The sequence below is a fragment of the Bacillus sp. 7_6_55CFAA_CT2 genome, from assembly GCF_000238655.1.
Lineage (GTDB): Bacteria > Bacillota > Bacilli > Bacillales > Bacillaceae_G > Bacillus_A > Bacillus_A cereus.
The window spans coordinates 256,022-269,438 of the sequence record NZ_JH414712.1; the positions used below are offsets into that span (position 1 = coordinate 256,022).

Below are 13,417 nucleotides of genomic sequence, written 5' to 3' on the forward strand. Positions count from 1 at the left end.
CACCCCTATTTGTAATTTTTAATTTTAATAAGCGTAAAAACCTTTACCACTCTTTCTACCACATTCACCTGCATCCACCATCTTTTTAAGTAATGGACAACATCTAAACTTTGGATCTTGATATTCCTCATAAAGTACATTTAATGAATGTAATACTGTATCTAACCCAATTAAATCTGCTGTTTCTAATGGACCCATTGTGTGTCCAAAGCATTTTTTAAATATATCGTCTACCTGTTTAGGTGTTGCTACACCATCCATTACAACCCAAGCTGATTCATTCATGAATAAGTGGGAGATACGGTTAGAAACAAAACCAGTCTGATCATTAACAACTATTGCATCTTTATCTAATTGTTTTAGGAAAGCTTGAGCCTTCGTGACCGTTTCATCTGAAGTTAAATATCCTCTAATAACTTCTATAGATGGTTTCATATATACCGGATTCATAAAATGCATTCCTATTATTTTATCTGGACGCTTTGTTACTCCTCCTACTTTTGTTATTGAGATACAAGACGTATTGACTCCGAAAATTGTATCCTTTTTACATATCTCATCTAATCTTCTATAGATCGGCTCTTTAATTTGCCAGTTTTCTGGAACATTTTCTACTATATAATCACATTCAGCCACTTCATCAAGATTAGTAGAGCTACTTATTAACGAAAGTACTTCTTCCTTATGCATTCTAGGAAATGCTTTATTAATTAGAGGAGCAAAGCGAACTGTCTCTAATATTTTCTCTTCCGCTATTTCTAACTGCTCTTCTGTAACATCAATTAATACCGTTTCTAGACCATGCAGCACTAAATCTACTGCCATGCCGATCCCCATTGTTCCAGCACCTACAATACCAATTTTCTTGAACATTTATCCATCATCGCTCCCTTAATATATTTATAATTTATATCTAAAAACTTTTACATTGAAGAACTCTTTGCAGGTAACGTTTTTGTTCTCTCTCTTTAATCTGTTTTTCAGTAAGTGCTGTTTTCATCATTTGGATTGCTTCTTCTACATCACTTTTCTCCACTGAATACCTCGAATTAATTTTTTCTTCCAATTGACTTTGGACCTTTTGAAATGGGAGTACTACCTTTTTCTGATAATCACTTAAATCTGTATTATAATTTTTTGTACTTACAACTACAGTTAAACACCCTGATATAACTTCTTCATAATCAGATTCTTGTAATGTAAAAGAATTTTTTGTACTTAGGATATCTTTCTCCCTTTCATAATTACATGTCGATATAGCAGGGTTAATAGCTTGCAGAAGATACTTCAAGACTTCCTTTGGTCCCATTTCAATAGCTTTCATAGACCCTTGATTCATTAGATAGTGAATCATGTCCAACCATTTCACAGGCTTTATTAATTGTAAGTAAAGGTTTTCTCTTATATTTTCTATACCTTTATACATTGAACTATCATGATTCGCTATGACAGGTACTAATGGCTGTTTCATATCTATATTTTCTAGTACACTCTTATATTTTTCAGCAGCAGGTTGCATCATAGGAGAATGAAATGGTCCACTTAATTTAAGGGGGATTGCAATTCCCCCATGCTCTACTACCATTTCACAAGCTAACTGAACCGCAGAGTTTGTACCAGAAATTGATGTTTTATTTGGAGTGTCATAAGCCGATATATATACTTCCTGTCCCTTGGTTGACAATTCTGAACAAATACCTTCAACAATTTCTGGAGCAAGATTGTTAACCCATGCCATAGTTCCATCTATAGTCAATGCATAGCTACTCAAAATCGTACTACGTTCTTGTACTAATTTTAAGGTATCTGAAAATGCAATTGCTCCAGAAGCACATAGAGCTGTATATTCTCCCAAAGAATATCCAATCATTGCCTCTGGTTTATTGCCTATTTCCTGTTCAAAAACTCGAAAAGCTGCCATGCTAGTTGTTACTAAAGCAGTCTGTGAATTTTGTAACTTTTCAAGGTCAGCTTTGTATATCTTCTCCATACAAAGGGAAGCCATGTCTATTTTTAGAGTGTCACTTGCTTCTTCAAATATCTCACGTGCTACAGGGAAGTTTTCATAAAGGTACTTACCCATTCCAGAATAATGGGATCCTACGCCAGGAAACATAAATACAATATTCATCTTTTTATCTCCCTTTTTTTCATCTTAAGCTATCTTCAACTCTATTTAATAAAGCTCGTCCATCTTCAGTTTTTCTTAAATTCACTAAATCAACTACATAGCGAATATCTGATACATCATTCCATCCTAAATCCAGTGCAAGATTCATATGCTTTAACGAAAGATCAATTCTATCAATTAATGAATAACCACATAGAAAGTAAAAAGTGATGCCATGCATTTAAATCTCCTACAGTACGAGCTTTTTGTACAAACTCACTAGCTTTATTAAAATCTGAATAGTATCTTAGTTGATGGTATGCGGTAAAAACGAAATTATCTAATTCGTTATAAGGAAACACATAAGCTGTATAGGTTTGAAGATTTGTGAATCCAACTTTTCCCGCTAGTTTAATAGATGGAATACGAAAATCCTCTGTCTTCCAATGTGGTGTTCTTCCTTGTTTTAAACAGTCATCCAAGAATGCTCTTGCAGCCAACCAAGCATACCCTTTACCTCGCTGGAATAAATCATAAGTGTTAATTCCAATTTCCACATCAGTATCTGTCGCAAAAACCGATAAGCAACTAGTTACAACTTGTTCATGTACCATTACTACATAACCAAATCCATTTCGAATGAAATCCTGAGTTGACTCCCAAAAATCAACAATATCATCCCGTACCGTTGCGAACTTTTTATCTGATAACATGTCGATTGTAATACGTTCCACCGTTACCTCATCAGGCATATTAGGTTTAGATAACTTATTATAAGACTCCGGATCAAAAGTAAATGTTACTCGAGTGTAAGGTTTAGGAATAAACATTTGCAATTGTTCCTCGACAACCTGTTTCCATTTTGATTCGGGTAATAATTCAACCTGAAAAAAGTCATCCCCTATCTGCTGAGCCTCAGGTGCAATTACTTCTTTAATAAAAGTTGGTAGACTTGAAACAAAATTACTTGTAGGATCACCTAATAAATAAAAAATTTCTTGTTCTGCCCATACAAGTGCACATCTAGGGTTATTAGGATTATCCACATAAATATGTCCCTTATTGTAACCATGAGCTATACCATTCAGTATTGGATGGTTCTTATAATCAACGAGAAGTGGAGATATTTGTTTGAATTCATCCTTTTCTTTTACCAATTCATAAATCATATTCTTAAAAGTCCTCTCTTTTGAGAACAAGTGTGAAGTGCATGCTGCGCAATAATTGGCTGAAGTACCTGCGAGGTACCTTCAATAATTTCTAAAACCTTTGCTTCCCTAAATAAACGCTCAACAGGATATTCTCTTGAAAACCCGTTTCCACCAAACACTTGGACAGCGTTTGTGGCTACCTTCATAGCCATCTTTGAGGCAAAATATTTTGCAATGGTTGTTTCAATTACAGCATCAGTATGTCTATCCTGACGCTTTTTCCCAGCCTCTTTGCATAACGAACGAGCTGCTTTTATATTTACACTTGCTTCTGCTAAAATTGTTTGAATTGCTTCATATTCACATATATATTTATTTCCTTGTTTTCTTCTTCTTGAATAAGCTACCATTGCTTCTAGTGCTTCTTGAGCAATGGCTACTCCCGCCCAGGCAATACTATATCTACCATGATCAAGAGCTGTGTTAACTACATAACTCCATCCACCCCCAATTGGTCCTAACAAATTTTCAGCTGGTACCTTTACATCTTGCAAATGAATCTCAGCTATATGCGAGGAATTACTTGCTAACAGTTTACTCATTTTATTTGTAGAAACACCCGTCATTGACCGTTCAACAATAAAAGCGCTAACTTTTCCCTCACTAGACGCAAAAACTAAAAAACAATCCGCAATGTCAGCAAAAGAAATCCATTTTTTGTGCCCATTAAGAATAAAATGATCATTAACTTGTTTATAGGAAGTTCCAACAGCTTTTGCATCAGAACCAACCTCTGGCTCAGTTAGGGCAAATGAAAATAATAGGTTCCCCTTTGCCATCTCAGGTAACCATTTTCTCTTTTGCTCTTCAGTCCCCCACCTTTTAATTGACTCCCCTACTAAAGATACATGAACTGTAAGTAATTCACGAACCGAATTACAAGCTTTACCAATGATTTCAGTAAGACGACCATAATCTAAAGAATCAAGAGAAAGCCCACCATATTCTTTTGGTATCGTTGCACCCAATACACCATAACTTGAGATTTCTTGTATCACATCATAGGGAAGCTCTTCATTACTTTCAAACTCACTTGCTCGAGGCCGAAGCTTCTTTTCCGCAAACTCATCAACTACTCCCAGAATCTCTTCTGCATTACTCATACTGTGAAATTCCCATTCTTCTTTTTGTTAATTAGATCAACCATATTATTAATAGTAGAAAAGTTAATAATATCAAGTTCATCATTATCTACTACTATATCAAACTCCGTTTCTATGAAATTTAACATTTGCATAGCAAAGAGCGAATTTACATAACCTTTTTCAAATATGTTGTCATCATTAGCAACAATAGTCTCCTCTGCATTAAAAATAATAAGATTTTTTTTAATGTATTGACGTATTTTTTCATGATTATCCATGTAATTACTCCTTCTGAGACCTGGGAAATCAATTAACCTATATCCCAATTAAAATCAGTCTCTATTTTTATTTTTTCTTTCTCCTGAGTCGCAGATAAAACAAGTTCTTTTTCCTCACTTGTTAACATTTGAATATCTTTTAGACTAACATTAGGATGAGTTGTTATTTCTTCTAATAGAAGATTAAATCGCCGTCCAAATTCTACTATTGTTGATTTATGAAATAAAGATGTAGCATATTCAAAAGTGAATTCATATATATCTTTATTTTCTTCAGCAATAAGAGTTAAATCAAACTTACTTGTTAGTGTATCTGTGTTTGTTTCCGTGCTAATTTCTAATCCATCCACAACTGTATGTTTTTCATCCGAATTTTGTAATACAAACATGACATCAAATAAAGCACTTCGGCTTAAGTCTCTAGAAAGATCTAATTTTTCCACTAATTGATCAAATGGATACACCTGATGTTCGAAAGCTTCTAACGTATCGTTTTTCACTTTTTTCAAGTGATTAATAAAAGATTGATCTGGATTTATTTGATAACGTAATGCAATCGTATTTACAAACAGCCCCATAAGAGGTAACAGATCAGCATGCGGCCTACCTGCAACTGGTGATCCTATAATGACATCCTTTTGTTCCCCATGCTTGTACAGAAAAATAGTGAAGGTAGCCATAAGTAACATAAAAGGTGTCGTATCAGTTTCTAGTGCTATTTTTTTTATTTTCCGAGTAATTTCCTTGTTTACTTGGAAATTATATTGTTCACCCTCAAAACTCTTTACAGGTGGCCGACCTCGATCATATGGTAATTCAAGAACTGGTATATCCCCTGAGAATAATTCTTCCCAGTATTTCTCATGGATATCAAATTCTTTAGAAGATAATAATTTTTGTTCCCACACAGCATAATCTTTATATTGCAAACGATTTTCCGGCAATGTTTCCCCAGCATATAGGGCCTTAAAATCATGCATAAAGATACTTAAAGACACGCCATCTGTTATGATGTGATGAAGGTCAATTACAAGTAAATAACTATGATCTTTTAGCTCCTTTAGTCCAGCCCGCATTAACGGAACCTTAGAAAGATTAAATGGTTGCAACCATTCTTTATACTTTCCCTTTATCATTTCTAGCTCAAATGTTACCTGTTCTAATACTCTCTGTACTAACTGATCTCCCTGCCACTCAAACTGTGTTCTGAGTATTTCATGGCGTTTAATAAGCTTTTCAAAGACTAATTCTATCCTTTTCCGGTCCACCGTTCCTTTAAGAATAAAACAACTTGGTACATTGTATGTCATCTGTGCCCCATCCATCTCTTGTAATAACATCATTCTTTTTTGAGTCGATGAAACCGGGTATACCTCAGATTCCGGTACTATTTCTATATCTTGCAGCCTATTTTCTTTTGAATTTTTAATAAAATGACTTAAAGTGCTTATTGTTGGATACTCAAAAAGATTTGCCAATGATAATTGCACGTTAAATTCTTTCCATATTTTAGCGTTGATTACAGTAGCATGAAGGGAATGACCACCAAGTGCGAAAAAATTATCTTCCACACCAATACAAGGATTACCTATAACTTCTTTCCATATATCAACTAGCTTTCTCTCCATATCATCGAGTGGTTTTACATAATTAGTAGTCTCCATCAATGGAGAAGAATCTATAATTACATTCTTTGTATTACCTTCTATAACAGAAAAAAGAAATATCATTATTTGTTCAGCTAAATTTTGCTCGTATTCTGCAGCATGGTGAATTTTATCTGAAATGTTTACTATTCCTTCTTTAGTTACTGATTTTGTTAAGTGCATTTTTATCAATGATCCACGAATTACTCCCCAATTGGCAGCTGCTGTCTTCATAGATTCAGCGATAGTTTGGAAGTCCGAGTGATAACGCTCACCAAGAAACGAAAGCATTTTTGAAAACTTCACTCGGCCATCTACAACTTGACCTAAATGTGAGAATAACGGAACATCATTAAAGTCTAAATATCCATCTGTCTCTTTATTTAAATCAAACCTACTTATTAGTTTCGTAGCAAAAAGGTGCATTTGTGAAAAAATATGTTTTTCAACTTTTATATGTTTTATCCAATTTGACAAATCGGTTGTAATCGATTGTATGTCTGTGATTTCATCTTCAGTAACTTTTAAAGTACTTACTTTTTGATAACCCTTATGAAAAAGTTCTGTTGAAAGTTGTGCATTTTTAACCATAAAATATGGATCGGTAATAATTAAACAGTCTTCTTCGGGCTCATATCCTACAATAACAAATGAATGAACAATATGATTTTTTAGATAATTCTCATCCCAAGGAAGCCAGTATGCATTCATGGTTACCACCACAGGAAATCCCGAGTATAATTGTTCTAATATAATTTCAAATCCTTCATCGGATGAATCTGTATCAAATATAGTACTTTTTATACCATGATATTTTTCTAAATCACTTACAAAATAACCAGACTCTGTATATAAACCATCCCCTAGATTTCCATTATCGACAGGAGAAAAACCAAAATCCCATAATCTAGCGTACATTAAATAATGTTTACGCTTAAACCAATTAGCTAACGTAGCAATTACATCATCAATACAATTCTGTTCAGAACTTTTACAAGGCTCTACATCATATAAGATTGAAGAAGTATAATTTCCCATTTACTCACCTCTATATTTTTACCAACAGGAAAAACTATTGTAATTTGGTTATTTCTCTATACTAAGTTGACAGAGATATGTATATCTTCTTTAAAAAGCTATCCATTATTATTAACGCATTTCATATAAAGAATCTTATTTCTCGAATCACTTTTTTATTTTAATCATTCTATAATAGGGAGGAGAATTCCCTAACTCATAGTCACCAGAATAAACACTAACATTCTAGAAAGCTAAGAGGGAAAGCTCCTTTAATCCCACAGTATAGCAAGTGTGAATTTAAACTCTTAAAAGTCGTGTTTACAATATGAAGTAATACTAATTATTTTTCTTTTCTGCTATATAAGCAGCTAGTTGTTTAATATTGCGTTTTGTATATGCGACTAAGTCGTCCGTATTAAGATTCTCATTTTCTAAAGCAAGATCAAGCTCAATAGCTAGTAGAGAATTTCCTCCTAAGTCAAAGAAATCATCCTCTACACCGACAGCTTCAATCTTCAATATACTTTTCCATATTTCAACCAAACGAGATTCTAACTCATTACTAGGAGACATCATACTCTCCTCCTCATTCTTAGGTAAAGATCTAGGTGAAGGTAAGGAATGTCGATCAACCTTTCCACTTGGTGTTAATGGTATGTTTTCAACTTCAACAAAGAAAGTAGGTATCATATAACTCGGAACTAATTTCGCAAGATGCAATTTCAAATCAGAAATGGATACAAGTGATTTTGCTACGAAATAAGCTACAAGTTTTTTCTGCCCATCTTCATCTTGAATGTCTACTATCACTGCTTCTTTAATTGCATGATGTGAAGATAAAGCATCTAAAATTTCCCCTGGCTCAATTCGATATCCTCTAATTTTTAATTGTTCATCATTTCTACCGAGGAATTCTATATTCCCATCAGGTAACCAGCGTGAAAGATCTCCTGTCCTGTACATTTTCTCCCCTTTTACAAATGGGTCTGGTAAAAACTTTTCTTCAGTTAATCTCATTTGATTTACATATCCTCTTGCAAGCCCTTCTCCCGCAATATACAGCTCTCCTACCGCGCCAATAGGCTGAAGTCTCTGTTTTTGATTAAGTATATAAAGCCTTACATTCGGAATAGGCTTTCCAATAGGAATAGTATTATAGTTTTCACTTTCTTGAAGTGAAAACGTACTTGCGATAACTGTCGCCTCAGTAGGACCATACATATTTTCTATTTGAGTCGATAGTCGATGCTTTTTAAACTTATTAACCACCTCATGTGTCAAAGCTTCACCCGCAAGTAATATATACTTCACTTTATTTAAAACCTGGCAATTTTCATTATTAAGTGTATTTACGAAAGCTCTAAACATAGACGGTACAAAATTTAATAATTTCACATCATATTTATCTATAGTTCTTAAAATTGCTCTTGGGTTTCGATGTTCCCCATTGTCCATTATTACTAATTTACTACCTACTATGGTCCACCCAAACAACTCTAAAACAGATACATCAAATATATAAGGTGTCTTCAGTAAATACGTATCTGATTCATCCATAGGATATAAATGAGACATTGAAAATAAGAAATTCACAATACTACAATGTTCAATCATGACTCCTTTTGGTCTACCTGTAGAACCGGAGGTGTATAAAATATAAGCTAAGTTATTTGGTTTTCCAGTAACCTTCAGGTTGCTTGTATCACCAACGTACAAATTTTCTTGCTTTAAATCAATAATCTCTCCTACAAATGGAATTTCACCTACGTATTTAGATTCTGTAAGTACAAATTGAGGATTACAATCCTCTAAAATATGTTCCATTCGACGCTTTGGATATTCAGGATCAATTGGTACATATGCAGCTCCAGATTTTAGCGCAGCAAATATAGCTATAATCATTTCTACGGATCTTTCCACAACGATACCAATTTTAGTTTCCTGATCTACACCTTTTTGTCTAAGAATACGAGCAAGCTGGTTTGCTCGATTATTGATATACGAATAACTGTACGGTATATCATTTGAAATAACTGCGATTTCTTCTGGTTTATTTTCAACCTGATCCTCAAAAAATTGATGAACTAATTTACCCTGAGTAAAATCTAATTTTGTATTATTAAGTTCATTTAACATCCTTGTGGATTCACTTTTACTTAAAACATTAACGTCTTCAATTTTCGCTTCAGGATTAGCTACCATCCACTCTAGCGTATTTATAAAATGCATCATAAACCGCTCTATAGTTTGCGGATAATATAGTCCTGTCGCGTATTCCAATTCTAATCGCAGACCCTCTTCTTCCGGAAATACTTCTATACTCATATCTACCTTTGAAGCTTGATGCTTAATTTCGTATGATTTAAATGTAATATCTTTTATTTTTTCTGATGTTCTTCCGATATTCTGCATTACTAACATGACATCAAATACAGGATTTCGATTAGTATGATAAGCCATGTCTAACTTATTTACTAACTCATCAAATGGGTATTCTTGATATTGAAATGCTTCTAGCGCATTTTCTTTTACTTCATTTAAGAATTGAATTATCGTCTTTTCCGCTTTAGGATGATTTCTCATAGGTAGAGTATTTACAAACATACCTATGATAGGCTCAAGATCATGATGAATTCTTCCTGCAATTGGAGAACCTACTATAATATCTTCCTGTTGCGTATACACATGCAATACTATATTTAGTGACGAAAGAAGTACCATATATAAAGTAGCTTCTCTTTCATCCGCAAAGGATTTTAATTTATTAGAAAGTTCAGGTGTTAGATGGAATACTAATCTATCACCTTCAAAAGTTTGATTTAGCCCACGTGGCTTATCGGTTGGGAACATAAGAATTGGTAACTCACCTTTAAACTTATCTACCCAATACTCTTCAATTTCTTTCAGCCCTTCATCATGTAAACGGTTGGTTTGCCAATTGGCATAATCTTTGTATTGTATTTTTATAGGCTCTAAGGCTTTGCCTGAATATAAATCTATAAACTCTTTTTCTAACTTCGCTAAAGATACTCCATCTGCTATTATGTGATGAAGATCAAAAAGTAACAGGTATTGATTGAATTCTAATTTCATTAAACCGACGCGCATAAGTGGAGCCCTATCTAACTGAAAAGGACGAACAAATTCCTGTATTAACTCTTCAATTGTTGATCTATCAGATTTATATAAATGTTCAATTCTAATATCTAAACTATCATGAATAAATTGAACTGGTTCACCTTTAATAAATTGGAATGAAGTTCTTAATGATTCATGACGTTCCACTAATTCTTTGACACATTGTTCTGCCTTTATAAAATCAAACTCACCTTCTATTAACATTGCACCTGGTATATTGTAGGCAGTTCCTATTCCAGCAAAGCGGTTTAATATATATAATCTTTTTTGTGAGGAAGAAGCTTGATAAAATTCTGTATCAGGTACGATCTCAATTTGAGAATAATTTTTCTTCCCTTCATATTTCTCTATATAATCCGCTAATAGCATAATTGTAGGCCTTTGAAACATTTCACGTATAGGTACATCTACACCTAAACGTTTATATATGTGTGAAACAACAGAAGTAATTTGTAATGAATTACCTCCTAATTCGAAAAAGTTATCATTCACACCTATTTTCTCTATTCCAAGTACTACTTTCCATATCTCAGAGAGCATTTGTTCAATTTCATTACGTGGTTCAATAAATAAAGCTGTGGATTGCTCCCAAATTGGATCTGGAAGAGCTTTCCGATCTATTTTACCGTTTGATGAGATTGGAAACTGCTCAATCGGGATGATGTATGCAGGAATCATATAAAAAGGTAAATACTCTCTAAGGAATTGGCGTACCTCTTCTACTTTAGCTGAAGAATTCATAACAACATATGCACATAAAACCGGAGCATCTTCTCCCTCTTTTTTACGTGTAATTACAATAGCTTCACCAATTTCAGGATATCGTAATAGTTGCTTTTCTATTTCTCCCAATTCAATTCGTAATCCACGAATTTTGACTTGATCGTCCATACGGCCTAAATATTCAAGGTTTCCATCTGGTAACCAGCGAGCCAAGTCTCCAGTACGATATACCTTGTCATCTATAATAGAAGAACCTGTTTTGGTGATTTGTATAGGAACAAATTTGTCCATAGTTAACTTAGGTTGATTTAAATACCCTCTTGCTAGCCCTTCTCCTGAAATACACAACTCTCCAGGAATTCCAACGGGTTGTAACTGTTGATTATCACCCATAATATAAACTTTTTGATTGGCTAGAGGTCGTCCTATTGGTAATTGATTCATAAGTTCTAACTTATCGTGCTGAACATGATAACATGTAGAATCTACAGTAGTCTCCGTAGGTCCATAAGCATTTGTTAAATTAGGTTGGCAGTTCTTATTAAATAAACCAAGGAATTTCCGCGCTAATTTCGGTGGTAATTCCTCTCCAGCAATAATAAAATGTTTAAATGAATATTCTATTTTTTCATCTATAAAATTAGTTAATAATCGAAGATGCATCGGCGTTCCATCCGCGATATTTATTTGCTTTTCTTGATAAAAATTCATTAGCTTCTGCCCATCAGTTCTTGCTTCCTCTGGTACTATAAATAAACTATTTCCTAATAAAAGCGCACCAAACATGTTTTGTACTGAAGCATCAAACTCAAAAGGGGAAACTAACCCGATTCGCATAGAGGAACTATATTTATCATATATTTCATTTTTTAACCCGAATATTAAATTTACAACACTACGATTTTCAACCATAATTCCTTTAGGATTACCTGTTGTTCCAGAGGTAAAAATAACATATGCCAAATCGTAAGGTGTACTTACTGAAGGGAAACTAACCAATTCTGTTTCAAGTAGTTCATTAAAACTTACCATACTACAATCCTGGATTTCCCTTGTAAAATCTTCACTAATAACTTCTGGTTTTACTATACAAAGTGGAGATTTACATTCTTTTAGCATTGCCTCTATCCTTTTATACGGCAAATATATGTTAATAGGTAAATAAGCAGCCCCACTTTTTAAAATACCTAGCAATGCAATTACTGCATCAATGGATCGATCCATCATAAGGCCAACAATGTGTCCTTTTCCAATTCCTTTTTTATGTAGAGAACTGGCAACCAGATCTACCTTTTCTTTTAATTGAGCGTATGTTATTTCTCTTTTGTCATCAGAAACAGCAAGCTTATTTGGATTATGCATGACTTGTTCTTCAAATAACTGTATCACCGTTAAATGATGCGGGTAATCTAACTCAGTTTGATTAAATGTAATTAACTCTCTTACATCATTATCACTAATCCAATCTAACTCTATATGCGGTGTATTCGGTTGTAGTAAAGCTTGCTCTAACAAGTCTATAAAATGATGACCAAATCGCATAACAGTAGATGTTTTATATAGATTCTCATTAAAATACATATCAACTTCTATACACCCATTTACTTGACTGAAAGAGAATATAATCTCAGCATTGCTCTCACTTAAATAATTTAAATCTTGAATTTCCTCTAGCAAAATTGCAGTACGGAACGGATAATTACGCCCCTCTGGAAGGTAGTTACTCAAAACCGGTTGTAAACTTTCCAATGGGAAATTTTGATGTTCTAAAGCATTAACCATTACTGTACTAACATGCTGGAGAATTCGTCTAAATGTCATATGTTCCTCAAGACCATGTCTTAAAACTAACAAAGTATTAATAAGGTTAGTATCACTGTCTTGTTTTAAAACAGGTGTACCAATGCATATATCTTGCAATCTAGTATATTTATTTAACAGCAAGGTAAGTCCAGCAGTAAGAATCATGTGCAACTGAAGATCTGATCCATTTGCTAACTTTAAAATCTTCTCGGACAATTCCTCTTTTAGTTTTATGTTAACATTTGATAAATTCACCTGTTTGTTTGATGTCCGGTAATCATAAGGGAAATGGCAGTCAGCCAGTTCCCCTGATAAGTTTTCTAACCAAAATTCTCTTTCCTTTATTCGTTCATTTGCGGCAATTACTTTATCTTTATTTGCTATTCGTTCAACCATAGTTACT

At 33.7% G+C, this 13,417-nt stretch carries 6 protein-coding genes and 3 pseudogenes; all 9 read right to left on the reverse strand.

Annotated features, from left to right (window positions below; all coding sequences use genetic code 11):
• Positions 1 to 24 precede the first annotated feature (24 nt).
• Positions 25 to 873: a 3-hydroxyacyl-CoA dehydrogenase family protein gene (locus HMPREF1014_RS24580; protein WP_000473349.1), complete on the reverse strand. Its 849-nt coding sequence runs from the start codon at positions 871 to 873 to the stop codon at positions 25 to 27.
• A 40-nt stretch (positions 874 to 913) separates the two neighbouring features.
• Positions 914 to 2,131 (reverse strand): ACP S-malonyltransferase, encoded by a 1,218-nt coding sequence (locus HMPREF1014_RS24585; RefSeq protein WP_001028180.1) that lies wholly within the window; start codon positions 2,129 to 2,131, stop codon positions 914 to 916.
• A gap of 19 nt (positions 2,132 to 2,150) precedes the next feature.
• A pseudogene (locus tag HMPREF1014_RS24590) lies at positions 2,151 to 3,279 on the reverse strand (GNAT family N-acetyltransferase).
• Positions 3,276 to 4,424, reverse strand: coding sequence for an acyl-CoA dehydrogenase family protein (locus HMPREF1014_RS24595; RefSeq protein WP_000063354.1), 1,149 nt, complete (start codon positions 4,422 to 4,424; stop codon positions 3,276 to 3,278). Before HMPREF1014_RS24595 ends, HMPREF1014_RS24590 begins: the two are co-directional and overlap by 4 nt.
• Complete coding sequence (locus tag HMPREF1014_RS24600; protein ID WP_000368639.1) at positions 4,421 to 4,684, reverse strand: acyl carrier protein; 264 nt, start codon at positions 4,682 to 4,684, stop codon at positions 4,421 to 4,423. Before HMPREF1014_RS24600 ends, HMPREF1014_RS24595 begins: the two co-directional genes overlap by 4 nt.
• A 32-nt stretch (positions 4,685 to 4,716) precedes the next feature.
• Positions 4,717 to 7,368: a condensation domain-containing protein gene (locus tag HMPREF1014_RS24605; protein WP_009327563.1), complete on the reverse strand. Its 2,652-nt coding sequence runs from the start codon at positions 7,366 to 7,368 to the stop codon at positions 4,717 to 4,719.
• A gap of 318 nt (positions 7,369 to 7,686) precedes the next feature.
• Complete coding sequence (locus tag HMPREF1014_RS32660) at positions 7,687 to 7,926, reverse strand: phosphopantetheine-binding protein (protein ID WP_326300238.1); 240 nt, start codon at positions 7,924 to 7,926, stop codon at positions 7,687 to 7,689.
• Positions 7,927 to 7,995: 69 nt separating this feature from the next.
• Positions 7,996 to 9,486 (reverse strand): annotated as a pseudogene (locus tag HMPREF1014_RS32665) (non-ribosomal peptide synthetase); the annotation flags it as partial.
• A gap of 9 nt (positions 9,487 to 9,495) precedes the next feature.
• Positions 9,496 to 13,410: pseudogene (locus HMPREF1014_RS24610) on the reverse strand (amino acid adenylation domain-containing protein); the annotation flags it as partial.
• Between the last annotated feature and the right edge of the window lie 7 nt (positions 13,411 to 13,417).

Coding starts and splice junctions, on each gene's coding strand:
- HMPREF1014_RS24580 (WP_000473349.1), bottom strand. CDS start 873: ATGTTCAAGAAAATTGGTATTGTAGGTGCTGGAACAATGGGGATCGGC.
- HMPREF1014_RS24585 (WP_001028180.1), bottom strand. CDS start 2,131: ATGAATATTGTATTTATGTTTCCTGGCGTAGGATCCCATTATTCTGGA.
- HMPREF1014_RS24595 (WP_000063354.1), bottom strand. CDS start 4,424: ATGAGTAATGCAGAAGAGATTCTGGGAGTAGTTGATGAGTTTGCGGAA.
- HMPREF1014_RS24600 (WP_000368639.1), bottom strand. CDS start 4,684: ATGGATAATCATGAAAAAATACGTCAATACATTAAAAAAAATCTTATT.
- HMPREF1014_RS24605 (WP_009327563.1), bottom strand. CDS start 7,368: ATGGGAAATTATACTTCTTCAATCTTATATGATGTAGAGCCTTGTAAA.
- HMPREF1014_RS32660 (WP_326300238.1), bottom strand. CDS start 7,926: ATGATGTCTCCTAGTAATGAGTTAGAATCTCGTTTGGTTGAAATATGG.